This window comes from Brevibacillus formosus (assembly GCF_003013405.1).
Lineage (GTDB): Bacteria > Bacillota > Bacilli > Brevibacillales > Brevibacillaceae > Brevibacillus > Brevibacillus formosus.
Window position 1 is genome coordinate 96,627 of sequence record NZ_PXZL01000020.1, and the last position, 13,609, is coordinate 110,235.

The window sequence follows — 13,609 nt, forward strand, 5'->3', positions numbered from 1 at the left end:
TTCATTAAACAGCTTAATTAACGCTCGCTTTTCAATATAGGATACTTAAACCCGTCTACATAAAACAGGCTCTATCAGAGTCGAGCCGGGGTTTAACGGTATAACGTACTTTTTAACTTCTATGGTTCCACATTTGCAAACATCTCCAAAGTAGCTATAAGAATGTCTTTCTTTTTAGTATAGTAGTCTAAATATGGAGTACCTATTAGCGCCGCCCCTTCAATCATTGAACAAAAATCATAAACAGGTATAGGGCGTCCGATTCCTAGGGCAGCACCTACTGTCGATAGTAATGCCAGTAAACGAACCGGGTTCCATTCCCATTCCAAGAGTTGAAGAAGTTGGATGGCACTAGAAGCTCTTTTCGTTTGCTCGAACGTATATACTTCGGGGAATCGCCCATCCGTCTTGTAGGCATGGAAAAACTCGTTGTAGTAAGCTTCTGCTACGAAATCGATATCGCGGTACATTTCTCTAAAATCAGTGTAAGGTTGACTTTCATTGTTCATTACTGCCACACGGAACCTTTCATATAGGATGAAGTCATTGTATCAGAAAAAATTGGTAGTAATAGAGTATGGAAAAATTAAAAGGGAAATTATGTTAATACTTTATTTTAGATCCATATCACCTGCTAAATCGATTGGGCTCATGCATTCTCCTTTGCAAAATTACCGATGTGGTAAGTGCACTCAGTCAGACTATCTGTTAAAATTGTTACAAAAAGGGAATAATTGGTGATCCTTTATGAAAAATAGACCTCTTTGGTTCTACATCTTTTCAGTAGTTGCTCTTTCTATTTCCGTACTGAATATTTTTACACATGCGGCTTTCTTAAGAATAGTAACGATGATATGCCTTGCCGTTGTCATGGTTTCTTTAGGAACATTTGAACTGAAAAAAAACCGTAAGATGGCCTTTGCTCTGTTTGGTGTGGCCGTTTTTCAAGTTTTCGTGTTGGCAGAGATGATTTATGTCGCTGTTACAAAATAACTGTCTGGTTGAAATACGATTCACAAGGTTTTCTTGTGAGCTACTTGTAAAAATCGTTTTAAAGATGTTTGGTAATTTAAACCTTCAAATATCATTTGTTTTCTTTTGACACGTATTAAAAGCCCTCATAGAACGTAACTAAGAAATTTGGGGAGAAGCTTTGTGGCTTCCCTCCGGATGTGTCGTTTGAATTTGATCTGGCGCTTGAATTATCATTTGAATTTCTCCTTATTTAAAAGTATTTTGCGCTACGCTATTTTTTTTGGTTCCCCGTACTATTGATTCGTACAATCATCCCCTCCATCTGCGTTTTAACTAATCCAATAAGAGCTTCTTGATCAGCTAGCAAATAGAAAAGCCACCCGGCATCCGAGTGGCTTCATCCTATTTACTGGTCTGTATCACTTCTTTTTTGCGCTCATCGAGGATGTGTATATGCTGGTAATTTTTATTAGACTCCAGCTTGAGCTGCACAGCGTCTACCACTTCGACAGATTCTGTGCCAAGAACGTTAGCCTTAATGAAAAGTACATACGATAATCAAAGTTAATTCGCTAGAGGTACAACTCGGGTAACCATAAGAATCCCCGCCCCTGAAAAAGGCTTACAGAGGATTATAGGCCATAACAACGCTTCGACATAATACTTAGCGGTGTTATTATTGAAAAAGAACATATATTGGAGGACAAAAAGCATGACACAGAAAAAAATGCTGATGTTGATTGTGGTGCTGCTGATTGGCGCCGCCTATCTCTTTGGACTTGTGCCAATAGAGAACAAAACAGTCAGCAACGGAAACGCAGACCATACTATTGTCTTTCCGTCTGATCGATACCCTCAGACTGCAAAGCATATCAAAGAAGCGATTGCCTCTGGGAAGTCAGCCATATGCACAATTGACCGTAATGGAGCAGATGAAAATCGCCAAGAATCACTCAAAGGCATTCCTACAAAAAAGGGGTTCGATCGAGATGAATGGCCAATGGCTATGTGTGCTGAGGGAGGCACAGGAGCACATATCCAATACATAACACCTTCAGATAATCGAGGAGCTGGATCGTGGATTTCCAATCAACTAGAGGATTTTCCCGACGGAACCAAGGTTGAAATCTTGGTCAAATAAGGTCTCTGTTTTGTGCACCCGCAGATTCCTGATACGGATAAACATTTTACAGTAAAGAACCCGTTCCTTTAAAGAGGACGGGTTAGCTATTTAGACCGTTCGACCTGATCTAGGTTGCCTTTTGCTTCTTTTACCAATAAGGAGGACATAATATATGGATTGGCTGATAGAGATACCGTTCCCCACTGGAGAGAATCGGGTAGATACAAACGTCGACTTCTCATTTAAGAGATTCGAGTCAAGCGGGCTTCAGGAACCTCCCGATTTTATCCATGATATCGTCCTGCAATGGGCCATCGCTCCTTTTGTTGTTCATGAGCAAATTGCTTATCGGATTCCGGCCCACAACGATCCCGAGATAAAAGAATATGCTTCCGTCAATTTCACCAGCCTTTTTACTAAAGTACGGGGAATATATACGAATGGAAAGTTGGAAGAAATCAGGCTGGAAGACTTAAAGCCGAATATAAAAAGTTCTTTTATCGAATCGGTCATAAATACAAGTAAGATTGATCCTCTGGTAAGCGATTTTTATCTACAGGGAGAATGTGAGCGTAGTAATCGCCTAAACGTAAAGCTGTTCCAAATAAACAGGGATTCCTTTATCAAGCAGACTACCTACCTAGCCCACCCGGATCACAAAAGGCTCTGGGACTTTATTAATAGACCATTCAAAACGAGTGCCGAGGTCACCATATCCCCAACGAACTGGGGGCTCAGTGACGACCTGCTAGAATCCCCCTTTCTCGTATTTCTCTCACGCTATGCGAGTGAGGTTGTTTTAACGGTGAACGAAAAAGATCGGAATGTTACTATGGTTTCATTTAAAGAGTAATCAGGCCCACGCTAATACAGTTTTTATCAAAATAAAAGTCGGTTTTCCTGTTCTCAGGATTACCAACTTTTTGTTTTTTTGTATTCAGCTATCGTCTCCCGTTAGCGTAAACTTTTTTTCATTCTAAAATTCATCAGTTTAGTGCTATTGCATTCAACGATTTGCGATTTTACTACGATGTACGATTAGACATAATTTTTCGGCTTCAGATTCAGTGTGTCTACCAATGCAGTAGCAATTCCTTGCCCCTGATGCTCTTTATGAACAAATAGCATCCAGGTAACCTTGTAAACTCATGTCAGAAAAGCCCACCATATAACCATTCATTTCAGCAACATATGAAATATTAATAGCTAGAGCTTGAAGCCCAAGCATTTACTTGTTCTTGAGTATAGTCTTGCTTATTTATAGTATGTACGGCTTCATAAAATAAAGTGATGATCTGGTCAATATCCGTCTCATGAAATCTTCGAAGTAGCAATGAAACTCCCCCTAGAGTATAACGTAGCTACGACTCATGCCGGTAGCCGCGTCTTGGTTGTAGCATCGTTCCCCCGATAGTTTAAGTTCATTTATTCAACTTTTACCTAGTTGAGAAAATGGAATACACAATAAGCAGTACCTCAATACATTAATCCTTTATAGGGTCTTTAAATCAAAATTCAAAACGCATTATATGGCTCATATCTTTGAATCCTTGCATTTCATATAAAGTAAGAGCACCAGTATTTTTAGACAATACATTTAACTCCAAGTAATCTAATTTACAATACTCAGCCCATTTTTATGCTTCTAATAACAAAGCTGAACCAATTCCTTGCTTTTTATATTTATTTTCAACAATTATATCTGTAATATAAGCAAATTTATGTTCAATCAAACACGTATATGATGGTGTCATTAATTTTGAATGAGTAAAAACCCTGCGATAACACGCCTTTTTTAAGTAATACAATCCTGCAAATAGTGCACTGGTGGGATACACGAATGCAAAAAAGTTCCAGATGGACAAGATAAAACAGGTTCAATAATAATCTGCTTAACTGGACTGGCCTTTATTTATTGCTAACTAGCCTGGATTACGGTTTATCCGGTTTCCTTTATTTGGCTATTAGGATTTGGACTGTTTTTACATCCTTCAGCAAAAACGACGAGTAATTTTACATATTGGAGCTTGTGATCATTTAAAAAATTTCTAGTGTGTTAGATAAAACCATAGATGGAGAGGATAACTATCGTTACTCTTGAAAAACTCTTCAAGGAGGGAACGAATTGGGGAAATATCGCTGTTACTACTGTGAACGTGAAACCGACAGCGTTCGCCAAATCACGTTTTTCCAAGGTAAGCAGGATCGCGATGAACTATTATGCGATACCTGTCATGCTGATTGGATCGAATCCCTAAAGAGTGAGCCATAGGCAGGGTAACGATTCCCACTCCCACCCTTAGTGAATGTGCTATGGGGTGGGTCTTTTTTGCCCATTCACCCACGGCCTTGTCTTGCTTTTCTCTTCTTCCACGACTCATTCGTTCATTGATTTCCACGCATGCTGGAAAAGCGCTGTCCTTCTGGAATCTTGGCGTATTCGCCATTCACGAATACGAGCTCAATCCCGCGTTTATCAAATTCATCTGTTATAAGCAGCTGGTTCATTAGCTTACGCGATAAACGGTCAGGGTCCAGACAAACAATTTTTGAAATGACACCGTCCTTCACGTCTTGTCTTAGCCTTGAGAGAGCCGATCGATCTAACAACTCGCCTGATACATCGTCAACATATTCAGCAGCTTCACTCGTCGCTGCCTTATTCCTGCATTCCCTTAACTGATCGTCGAGGATGAATCCGCTCTTGGCTTGTTCTTCTGTACTCACCCTGGCATATATTCCGATCATACGGCTTCTCCCTCCTGTCGAGAAGATATACGCGAACGGCTTGTTAAAAGTAGTGAGCAAACATGAAAAAAGCACCACACGGGTGCTATTGTTTGATAATTGTATCGATAATAATACTTTAGATAAAGTTTTAGACGCGTCGAAAGCTCACCGAATATGATCTAGAACGCTTTTCATGACCTGCGGCGAGTCCTGCCGATCGAATAAATTATAGCGGGCCTTGACTGTTTGATAGACCTGATTCAGCGCTTTTTGGCTCTTCGTTTTCCGGTACTCGCTCACAAGTTTAGTAAAGGAAGGATGCCGGATTACGTCTGTTCGCCAGTCCCACACGCGCGGTTTTTGGACTTCTCGCCGGACCTGTTCCACCATCTCCAGTACTTTAGGTGCAAGAGAGGCGCTGAGCTGCGTTTCGGCCTTCTTCTTCTCTGGAAGATCAGACAGCATCACGTAGTTGGGAAGGGAAGACAACGGCTTGTTGTTAACATGCAACAATTGGCCTGAATAGTTGTGCACGGCCTCTAGCAGCATGTCTTGATTGACTTCGTATTGAAAATACTCCCATCCAGCCGCCGTTTTTTTGCTCGGCAAAAACAGATGGGTGAAGTCGAGCATATTTGTGTAGTATGGCTGAGATTCCGGATACACATACCCTTTTGTATCGACCTGGAATCCCGGCACTCCCACCTCTACTGCCCAGCGGACCGCTTCACTTTGGCTGTCCTTGGGAGCTACACTCCCCTTATAAGGTCTAACTTTTTTGTACATGCGGTACAACGTCTCCGCAACATATTGCTTCGTAAGCCGTTGGTCTTTCAGTTCCTCAGGCTGTACGTACCCCGCCTGGACAAGTGCGTTTATCCGCGCATTTAGTTCCATCTCTCCCCGCTTTTGTCGCAGCTCGCCTCCCCATTGACCAGATGCTTGCTGCTCCAATATTTGCTTGTTGATCGCGGCCGGATCGTAACCTTGGGGATAGACGGGGTCCAATATCCCGATCTCATTGTACATGGCCAGCAAATACCCATTTTTAGAGACGCTGAATTCATCGATCATGAAACCGCGCGGTGTGTCTGTACCGTTAAGGTCGCCGACGATTTCCGTGAGGCTTTTTCTGTTTTTGTCCAGGATGCTGGCTGGGTGAGGATTTTTGATCTTGAGCGCCCCTTTTAGGAGAAAATGAAAAACTTCTTTTTCTTCCAGCGTATTGACCGTGGGCATTTTGTAGGCAATGCGATAAGAGGCCGCCGTTGCCGCTTCTGCCTCTTGAATTGGATAGGCGATCTGCCCGACAGACAGAACGGCTGCGATTGCAGCGGTAAACACAACCTTTTTCATGATTTGTTACCTCCTCAATGTGGCAAACGTATCGGAAAATGATTCACGGGAGTTTGCAAATACATTTGTTAGACGCACCCTTTTTGAATAAAGTTACATCGCACCCATGCACCCCTATTTCCCTGGGGATAGCCAACCTTCGGACAGAAGTCTCCACCGCCAACCAATCCTTAAACCTATTGTGGTCACAGGCTTTAGAGGGGGTGCACCAGGTAATTCTGCGCACTTGTAACAGGATCAGCGTATTCGAATAGGAGCAGCACTGGACAAGCGGCGAGGACTGGATCTGTTGCTAATGAGTCGCCCGTGTCCAGTACTTCTCATAATCGTTAGGCTGATCCTGCCCTTAGAGTAAGGTTTGGCTTCAGGTGGAGACCCCTGCCGAAAAAAATCCCAGAATAACATTAAACAACACGATTGTATTATTTAACAGCGCGTGTTATGATGTTTTTGTAATAAATGGGATTAATTGGAAAATGGTATCGTTTAAATATCGGTTACCATGTCCACTCCCCCGTTACCTTGCTTCTCTTCGATAAAGAAGGAGTGTTTTTCGATGAAATAGTTTCTGACTAGTTTAGCAACACTGACACTATTGACTTCAGCCGTACCTGCATTTGCACAGGAGGGACAGCAATCACCTGCAAAGCAAATTTCTCTTATGTTAAAATGCGATCTCTTTCCTCCGTTTTGTAACAAGAAAAGGTATTTACTAAATTTCAGGAGGTTTCATTTATGAAATTAAAGAAACTGATTTCAACGCTTGGACTTACGGCCTGCCTAATTTCGATGTCATCTTCAGCATTCGCTATGGGTGATGCCAGAGAACCTGATAGTTTTAACTCACCGAATTATTTTCAAGGAATTGGGGATAGTTTTGAAGGTACCTTTTACAAATCATATCCAGATTTTGAAAGACCAATGGATCATGACTATTTTCAATGGACAAACGACACAGGCCAAGGAAAAGCATTTTATATTAATTTCGACACCTATCAAAATCGCAGCCTAGACTATATGATTCGTGATATGAGTGTTGGTGGTCCAGCACAACAAGTGTTTAAAGATACTGGACGCGAAACCTGGTATGTATATTTGCCCGCTGGCGAAAAAATTAAAATCCATGTTTCTTCCCAAGATGCAATAAGAGTTGACCCCAATGTGAAATATATTATTGCCTTGAGCGAGCGTCCTTGGTGGTAGAATTGTAGCAAGATTTAGAGGGCTGCTAAAACGTGGGACAAGCAGTTCCTCTAAATCACTTGCTTTCCAACTGTACAATTGTAATGTTAAGTTAAATTCGTACGATCCCAGACTCTCGCATATTTCAATGTCTGGGCGTAGATTACATTCAAGTCTTCCCTTGTGATGTCGTACCCATGTCCTTATAAGCTTCGATCAATTTCATTTCATTTTTTACATAGTCAGCAGCCTTGTTGCCCCCGCCTTTTCTACATCGATTTGTCAGTCCCCTTATCCAAAAATATTTCTCGGCTTTTGTTGTCAGTTCCATCTAAACCTTTAAGGGATGGTTTAAAATCCATTTTGAACTAATATTCAGAAAGGATGTTTTAGAATGTTATTAAAAAGGTTGAAAAAAACCACTCTTATGCTAGCTTCATTAATGGTAATTGCCTCTCATGTGCCTGCTGTTTCCTCTGCAGGAACTAAAGTAACTGCAACTGCATCTAACCAAGGTAATAACCGACCTTACGTGAAAATCCTCACCCCTCCTTCAAACAAAAGTGAGAGCCCGACTATCTATTTCAATGAGCAGCCAAAAATACAGTGGTTTCAATCTGATCCAGATAACAACACCGTATTTAAAACTTTCTGGGTTCTTGTTTATGATAAGAACTTTAACAACATTTATAGCTCCACTGTTCTACCGCAAAACACAAGCAATACTACCAATTCTTTTGAAATTCCAGTCACTCTACCTAGAAATCAAACTCTTTACATAGCCGTAAGTGTCCAAGATGAATCGGGAAACTGGAGTTGGACAGACGACGGGATGCACTTCATGTATATCCAAACTCCTTAACCTATTTTTGGTGTCCATTGAGTTTTCAATGGGCTGGCTGTCGAGAAAGTCGGTAGCCATTTTTATTTCACGCTATTTAAAACGACAATATCAAGTATCTCTGACGTTGAATGGGCTACAATTGAAGTTAGTGGGAACTTAGGATATCAACTTAAATTGGAAAAGCAACCTGCTACAAAGAAGACATTCAGAGGTTAATTGATATTCTTGAGAATCGAATACCGCATACAGAACGCTTTGAATCGAATAACATTTTTTCAGAGATTAAATATGGACATCAAAATCCACACCCACCCAATCTCCAGTAAGCATGCTTTCGCATTCTAACGGGGCGAGAACTCATTCCTTACTCCTCTGGCATTCAGGTTGATGTTGTTTTCGACACAGATTCTCATCGTATTTACTGGCCCTTTTATTAAAGGGCTTTTTTCAATAACTATTGTGGTAAATTAAAGGTAAACTACCAAAGTGAAGACACCGAGGAATTCAATTCTGTATTCGGTGTTGATTTTAAGCCCGAAGATTTAACCATATCGCTAAAAGAAGTAGCCATGTTCGTTGATAGATGGGATGAAAACAAAACATATGAGGGTAATTTATACTGATTTGATTATGTTGTCTCATACATTCCAATAGTTTTTAAGAACAAGAAACTTGGCTGGTATAAACTACTATTCAATCTTGACGGAGAGATTTTTGATGATTTCTTCGTCATTGACTAAGTACACATTTTGTTACTATGAACAAAAATCTGACGAACTTTAGGTGATAAAATGGGCCTTACACATGAATTTTACTTAGTACGAAGTGAAAACGAAAATGAACCACTTGAGACGGTAGTTTTAAGTGATAACCTTGTCCTCTACATCTGGGACTCTCTTCGTTGGGTCCCCTCCTTTAATTCCTCAACCCAAGAAAACCAAACTGGCTTAAATTACCACGGCATTACAATCATTCGTCATGAAGGTGCGAACCTTCTCAAAGACATTTGTTTAAATTGGTCACGGCTGTTTTCTCTGGCTCCTTCAACCTTCCGGCTAACCGGAGACTTTGTTATAGATGAGAATGGGAATGGTGCCTACGAGAAGTGGAATTGCACCAGAGATGATCTGACTAACGTGTAGATTCCTGAAATTGTAAAGAATTTACTCTCGAACGAATTGAAGTGGACTCTTTACCTACTGTATAATATCCCCAAAAATAAGGGTGGGAAGTTGAGAATGAAAAACCTATATTTGTTACTGGCAATTTTGGGAGCAGTCTTGCCTTACAGTTATTTCATTCCGTTCCTTCGTGCAAATGGATTAGATATCAACCTCTTTACATCGGAACTTTTTGCAAACAACATTTCTTCTTTTTTTGCAACCGATTTTCTTATCTCATGCTTAATTTTCTGGGTATTTCTTTTTCAAGAAGTTAGAAAACATCACATTAAGCATTGGTGGATTTACATCGCCGCAACTTTAACTGTTGGTCTATCGTTTGCTTTTCCTCTGTTTCTTTACTTCAGACAAAAAACAATAGAAAAGAAGGATAACTAACTATCGTTACCCTTGAAAAACTCTTCAAGGAGGGAATGAATTGAAGAAATATCGCTGGTATTACTGTGAACGTGAAACCGACAGCGCTCGCCAAATCACGTTTTTCCAAGGTAAGCAGGATCACAACGAACTATGGTCCGATACCTGTCATACTGATCGGATTGAATCCCTAAAGGGTGAGCCCTAGGCAGGGTAACGATTCCCGATCTTTATTCCAACTTTAGACTTTATATCAGGTGGAATGCTTTCAAATGAATCAGATGTTACGATTATTTTTAAAAAATAGATGTAGCGTCGTTCTAAGAACCAATATCGGCATAGTACAGATACAATCATTTTGAGGTTATTCGCACAGCAATCACCCGTAAGATGGTCGGCTTAGTGAATGCCAATCTTACGGGTGATCTTTTTCCAAATGATTTTTCCTTTACTCCCTTAACTTTTATCTTCCTTGTGGCTGTTTCGTCCGATAAAACTCATTAAACAACTTCATTAACGCTCGCTTTTCGATACGGGATACATACGAACGAGAAATGCCCAGCTCACGCGCAATTTCGCGCTGTGTCTTTTCTTTGTCCTGATCCAGCCCAAACCTGCCAATGATCACCTCTTTTTCGCGCTCATCGAGGATGTGTATGTGCTGGTAAATTTTATTGGACTCCAGCTTGAGCTGCACAGCGTCGACCACTTCGTCGGTTTCTGTGCCAAGGACGTCGATTAAGGTGATTTCATTGCCTTCTTTATCCGTCCCGATTGGATCGTGCAAGGAAACATCTTTTTTGGTTTTTTTCAAACTTCTCAGATGCATGAGGATTTCATTCTCAATACAACGCGCAGCATACGTAGCCAGCTTGGTGCCCTTATCCACCTGATAACTCTCGATTGCTTTGATCAGGCCGATGGTACCGATGGAAATCAGATCTTCACTGTCCTCACCCGTGTTCTCGAATTTCTTCACAATATGCGCCACCAAACGCAAATTGTGCTCAATCAGCTTGTTGCGGGCGTAAGGGTCGCCTTTGGCCATGAGTCGGAGATACTTTTCTTCTTCGGTGTCCTGAAGCGGTTGCGGGAAGGCATTGTTCTTGACATAAGCCACAAAAACGAGAAGTTCTTTAAAAACAAGGGAAAGCGCCGCGATAATGCTGGACATGGCTGCCACCTCCACGTCTGGAATAGCTTACTTCTATCCTTATGTGGGCGGTCGCCCATGCGTGCCTGTACGCAGGGAGTTGTTGTCGATTAATTCACTGTTGCTTGTATGGTAAAGGATTGCTTAGAAAAAACGGGATATTTTGGTAAAATAGAACGAAACGAATGGTTGGAGTGATCACCCATGTTAGAATTTGGCGCCGTATCGCTCGAATGGGGTACTTTACTCTTTCAGCTTTTTGTCTTCTTCATGCCTTTAGCCCTTATCATTGCTTGCTGCCTCTTCATCGTAAAACGCACCGCAACCAAGCAAAAAGCCTTCGACGAGCTGGAAAAACGCGTCGCGGCACTCGAACAAGAAAGAAAGCGTCCGAAATCATAACGGACGCTTTCCTTTTTCCTCTATTCAAATAAAGCCATCATCTCTTCGTCTTCTCTCTCGCGTGCTATATCGTATGGTGTTTGCCCTTCCCTATCCTTTTTGTTAGGATTCGCACCTTTAGCCAGCAGTAACTCTACCACATCCAAACGCTCCTCCCCATCCGCTACCTGCGTGTGCAGCGGAGTACTTCCATCATGAGCGCTGGCATGTATGTCTGCACCGTGCTCGCAACCTCTGGATAGAGCGTGATATGCAGCGGGGTAATACCCTCATCGTTTTTCGCATTTACATCTGCACCCTGTGCGACCAAATACGCAATGAGGTCAACATCGTCTGTCATCACAGCGCCATGCAGTACGGAAAACTCATACTCATCCTTTTCATGCAGCAATTCTGGCTGTTTCGTAACGATCTTTTTTACGAGCTCAATTTCTCCCAGTTCAGCTGCATCGTATAAATCTGCGAAACGGTAAGCCATGTCTGTCTCCCCTATCGTATGTATTCCTCCCTGCTCCTTACCGCTCCTCTGTCTCAAACACAAGTTTGGCGAGCAGGACCAGCGGTGAATCTTTTTCTTGCCCGCCCTCAGTAAGATCGAACAATTTTTCGTTAATCGGACCGTACCGCGATTCATTGCCGTACAGCAAAATCACATGTGGGTACTTGCCAATCTCCTCTGTTAGCTTTTTCGGCCATTCTTTTCTATCGAGTGTTGCATTCATCGCATATTCGTTTTCCAAATACGTCAAAAAGTCCGCTCTGGCCTCTGCATCCTGTACCTCATGCACTTCAAAAAAGTCCTCGTCTACCCATTCAAGGCCCGACGCTGTTAAAAAGCCAGACGGTATCACTTCCCCATTCTCATCGTAAACCGGGGTCAGAAAATCTGCTAGCTCATCAGAAGACTGCAAGGTTGTTCCCCATACCGTTACCACATTTCTCACGGTCTTTCCCCCCTCGTCTAATGCTTTACTGTTTCCAAGGAAGTGCGAATGCGATCTACCCGCTCCTTTTCCTTGCGCAGAATAGCTTTCTCGTACGCTACATCCAACAACCGATTGATTTCTTCCCAATTCGCCTCACCGGAAGGCGATTCACCGCTTGTCAGCATTTTCCCCCAAGCACTTAATGCAATCTGCCGCTGTGCTTCATTTCCGTCCAGCCAACGAATCAGATCATTCCATTGTGGACGTGACACCGCGAAAAGCTCATCCCAGCCTTCAATCGGGTACGCTACATGCGGTTCCATCCACAAAATGACTTCTCGGGAGCGAAAGTGATGCAAATGACTGTTGGCAACATATCCTACCAGACTTTCTTTTCTGGCAACGATATCGTCCATTTCAGCCAAAACTCTCTGTAAGCCCTCTTCTTCCGGCAAACAAGCTGCCGTAACATATGCACGTAGGCTTGAGCCTATCCGTTGAAAATGTGGCCCGGACTCCCATAGGGAGCGCACCCAGCTCTCTGCCTTCTTGCCAACTGTATCGACAATGAGCTGGCACCAAAGCAGCAGATTGCTTGATGACGTTTCCTGCTCGATTTGCTCCACCCATTTATGCAAAACCCGCTCCCAATCGTACTGAGTAAATGCCTCTTGGATACGTGAATCTCCAGCACCATGCATTTTTGCAAACATGACTAGCTTCTCGAAATCTTGTACTGCCTCTTCAAAGGTTAGCGTCCGATAGGATTGCAGCCATTCTTTCCACTCTTGTGCGACTTGCCCCTCGACATCGAGCCCATCTGCACCAGCGAGTGCTTCATAATTCCAGCACTCTGCCCCAATACAGCCCAGCTCCGTGACTCGCTCTACGAACTCTGTGAAGCTTTTGCCGAGCAATAGGAATTCGTCTGTTTCATGCCCCCAGGAATAGACGGGCGGGTCATCCACGCCTGTCGACAAATCGATGAGAAGCATGTCGCCATTCCCGCCGACGTGAAAACAGAGATACCTTTTCTCGTCCTCACTCTCTTCGTCCCCACCAAAGTACGGCCACTCAAACGCATCCAATGACCATCCCAAATCCCCACTGAGCGAAAAAGGGTCTAACGCTCGAGATGGCAACGACCAATTTATTTGAACCTGACTGCTGCCCGCAAGCAAAATAGTCCGGATCGTCGCGGGAAATCTGATCCCGAGGCTTTCCTCTCTTCTCTCGATTTCTTCCAGCCTTGCTGGTGGTTCTATAGTGAGCGGCCAAACCTGAGCACCTTGTTGCTCCATATCATGCATAAGTAACTTCCACGTTTCAAACCACTTTTCCATTCGCTGCTGCATTGGCATAACGACCTCTCTCGTCTGT

General features: G+C 42.6%; 16 protein-coding genes and 1 pseudogene. 8 read left to right on the top strand and 9 right to left on the bottom strand.

Annotation, left to right across the window (positions count from 1 at the left end):
* Positions 1–119: 119 nt before the first annotated feature.
* The gene (locus tag C7R91_RS18440; RefSeq protein WP_047072686.1) at positions 120–509 is read right to left on the bottom strand and encodes a hypothetical protein; all 390 of its coding nucleotides are present in this window, start codon (positions 507–509) and stop codon (positions 120–122) included.
* A gap of 238 nt (positions 510–747) precedes the next feature.
* Here C7R91_RS18440 and C7R91_RS18445 point away from each other — a divergent pair, with 238 nt between their 5' ends.
* The 3 genes from C7R91_RS18445 (at position 748) to C7R91_RS18460 (ending at position 2,951) form a co-directional block, all read left to right on the top strand.
* Positions 748–993 carry a hypothetical protein gene (locus C7R91_RS18445; RefSeq protein WP_047072688.1) on the top strand — a complete coding sequence of 82 codons (246 nt, stop codon included), beginning with the start codon at positions 748–750 and terminating at the stop codon, positions 991–993.
* 694 nt (positions 994–1,687) lie between these two features.
* The gene (locus C7R91_RS18455; protein ID WP_047072690.1) at positions 1,688–2,116 is read left to right on the top strand and encodes a NucA/NucB deoxyribonuclease domain-containing protein; all 429 of its coding nucleotides are present in this window, start codon (positions 1,688–1,690) and stop codon (positions 2,114–2,116) included.
* A 154-nt stretch (positions 2,117–2,270) separates the two neighbouring features.
* Entirely contained in the window at positions 2,271–2,951 is a 681-nt protein-coding gene (locus C7R91_RS18460; protein WP_047072691.1) for a hypothetical protein, read from the top strand.
* A 185-nt stretch (positions 2,952–3,136) separates the two neighbouring features.
* Here C7R91_RS18460 and C7R91_RS29900 read toward each other — a convergent pair whose 3' ends face one another.
* Positions 3,137–3,226: a GNAT family N-acetyltransferase gene (locus C7R91_RS29900; RefSeq protein WP_307723628.1), complete on the bottom strand. Its 90-nt coding sequence runs from the start codon at positions 3,224–3,226 to the stop codon at positions 3,137–3,139.
* A 997-nt stretch (positions 3,227–4,223) separates the two neighbouring features.
* On the opposite strand from C7R91_RS29900, the gene C7R91_RS29410 reads away from it, so the two are divergent.
* Entirely contained in the window at positions 4,224–4,370 is a 147-nt protein-coding gene (locus C7R91_RS29410) for a hypothetical protein (RefSeq protein WP_162837765.1), read from the top strand.
* Between the two features lie 85 nt (positions 4,371–4,455).
* On the opposite strand, the pseudogene C7R91_RS18475 reads toward C7R91_RS29410, so the two are convergent.
* A pseudogene (locus C7R91_RS18475) lies at positions 4,456–4,846 on the bottom strand (recombinase family protein); the annotation flags it as partial.
* Positions 4,847–4,993: 147 nt separating this feature from the next.
* Positions 4,994–6,184 (bottom strand): hypothetical protein, encoded by a 1,191-nt coding sequence (locus C7R91_RS18480; RefSeq protein WP_047072694.1) that lies wholly within the window; start codon positions 6,182–6,184, stop codon positions 4,994–4,996.
* 735 nt (positions 6,185–6,919) lie between these two features.
* Here C7R91_RS18480 and C7R91_RS18485 point away from each other — a divergent pair.
* The 3 genes from C7R91_RS18485 to C7R91_RS18505 all read left to right on the top strand — a co-directional run bounded on the left by C7R91_RS18485 (position 6,920) and on the right by C7R91_RS18505 (position 9,769).
* Positions 6,920–7,387: a hypothetical protein gene (locus C7R91_RS18485; protein WP_047072696.1), complete on the top strand. Its 468-nt coding sequence runs from the start codon at positions 6,920–6,922 to the stop codon at positions 7,385–7,387.
* 373 nt (positions 7,388–7,760) lie between these two features.
* The gene (locus tag C7R91_RS18490; RefSeq protein ID WP_047072698.1) at positions 7,761–8,228 is read left to right on the top strand and encodes a hypothetical protein; all 468 of its coding nucleotides are present in this window, start codon (positions 7,761–7,763) and stop codon (positions 8,226–8,228) included.
* Between the two features lie 1,220 nt (positions 8,229–9,448).
* Positions 9,449–9,769, top strand: a complete 321-nt coding sequence (locus C7R91_RS18505; RefSeq protein WP_047072700.1) for a DUF2834 domain-containing protein — start codon at positions 9,449–9,451, stop codon at positions 9,767–9,769.
* Between the two features lie 442 nt (positions 9,770–10,211).
* Here C7R91_RS18505 and sigK read toward each other — a convergent pair whose 3' ends face one another.
* Positions 10,212–10,922, bottom strand: coding sequence for an RNA polymerase sporulation sigma factor SigK (sigK, locus tag C7R91_RS18510; protein ID WP_047072702.1), 711 nt, complete (start codon positions 10,920–10,922; stop codon positions 10,212–10,214).
* Positions 10,923–11,105: 183 nt separating this feature from the next.
* Here sigK and C7R91_RS18515 point away from each other — a divergent pair, with 183 nt between their 5' ends.
* The gene (locus C7R91_RS18515; protein WP_047072705.1) at positions 11,106–11,303 is read left to right on the top strand and encodes a hypothetical protein; all 198 of its coding nucleotides are present in this window, start codon (positions 11,106–11,108) and stop codon (positions 11,301–11,303) included.
* A gap of 20 nt (positions 11,304–11,323) precedes the next feature.
* Here C7R91_RS18515 and C7R91_RS29750 read toward each other — a convergent pair whose 3' ends face one another.
* Genes C7R91_RS29750 through C7R91_RS18530 form a run of 4 tightly spaced genes read right to left on the bottom strand, consistent with a single transcriptional unit; the run spans position 11,324 to position 13,590 of the window.
* Positions 11,324–11,515 (bottom strand): ankyrin repeat domain-containing protein, encoded by a 192-nt coding sequence (locus tag C7R91_RS29750; RefSeq protein WP_308812366.1) that lies wholly within the window; start codon positions 11,513–11,515, stop codon positions 11,324–11,326.
* Complete coding sequence (locus C7R91_RS18520; RefSeq protein ID WP_236697945.1) at positions 11,467–11,781, bottom strand: ankyrin repeat domain-containing protein; 315 nt, start codon at positions 11,779–11,781, stop codon at positions 11,467–11,469. The genes C7R91_RS29750 and C7R91_RS18520 overlap by 49 nt, the downstream gene beginning before the upstream one ends.
* A gap of 37 nt (positions 11,782–11,818) precedes the next feature.
* Entirely contained in the window at positions 11,819–12,247 is a 429-nt protein-coding gene (locus C7R91_RS18525; protein ID WP_047072706.1) for an immunity 22 family protein, read from the bottom strand.
* Between the two features lie 17 nt (positions 12,248–12,264).
* Positions 12,265–13,590, bottom strand: a complete 1,326-nt coding sequence (locus C7R91_RS18530) for an SMI1/KNR4 family protein (RefSeq protein ID WP_047072707.1) — start codon at positions 13,588–13,590, stop codon at positions 12,265–12,267.
* Positions 13,591–13,609: the final 19 nt, after the last annotated feature.

Bases quoted from the DNA above. Each gene is read 5' to 3' on its own strand.
- C7R91_RS29900 (WP_307723628.1), bottom strand. From the start codon at position 3,226: ATGCTATTTGTTCATAAAGAGCATCAGGGGCAAGGAATTGCTACTGCA.
- C7R91_RS18440 (WP_047072686.1), bottom strand. From the start codon at position 509: ATGAACAATGAAAGTCAACCTTACACTGATTTTAGAGAAATGTACCGC.
- C7R91_RS18485 (WP_047072696.1), top strand. From the start codon at position 6,920: ATGAAATTAAAGAAACTGATTTCAACGCTTGGACTTACGGCCTGCCTA.
- C7R91_RS18520 (WP_236697945.1), bottom strand. From the start codon at position 11,781: ATGGCTTACCGTTTCGCAGATTTATACGATGCAGCTGAACTGGGAGAA.
- C7R91_RS18515 (WP_047072705.1), top strand. From the start codon at position 11,106: ATGTTAGAATTTGGCGCCGTATCGCTCGAATGGGGTACTTTACTCTTT.
- C7R91_RS18480 (WP_047072694.1), bottom strand. From the start codon at position 6,184: ATGAAAAAGGTTGTGTTTACCGCTGCAATCGCAGCCGTTCTGTCTGTC.
- C7R91_RS18455 (WP_047072690.1), top strand. From the start codon at position 1,688: ATGACACAGAAAAAAATGCTGATGTTGATTGTGGTGCTGCTGATTGGC.
- C7R91_RS18530 (WP_047072707.1), bottom strand. From the start codon at position 13,590: ATGCCAATGCAGCAGCGAATGGAAAAGTGGTTTGAAACGTGGAAGTTA.
- sigK (WP_047072702.1), bottom strand. From the start codon at position 10,922: ATGTCCAGCATTATCGCGGCGCTTTCCCTTGTTTTTAAAGAACTTCTC.
- C7R91_RS18505 (WP_047072700.1), top strand. From the start codon at position 9,449: ATGAAAAACCTATATTTGTTACTGGCAATTTTGGGAGCAGTCTTGCCT.
- C7R91_RS18445 (WP_047072688.1), top strand. From the start codon at position 748: ATGAAAAATAGACCTCTTTGGTTCTACATCTTTTCAGTAGTTGCTCTT.
- C7R91_RS18460 (WP_047072691.1), top strand. From the start codon at position 2,271: ATGGATTGGCTGATAGAGATACCGTTCCCCACTGGAGAGAATCGGGTA.
- C7R91_RS18490 (WP_047072698.1), top strand. From the start codon at position 7,761: ATGTTATTAAAAAGGTTGAAAAAAACCACTCTTATGCTAGCTTCATTA.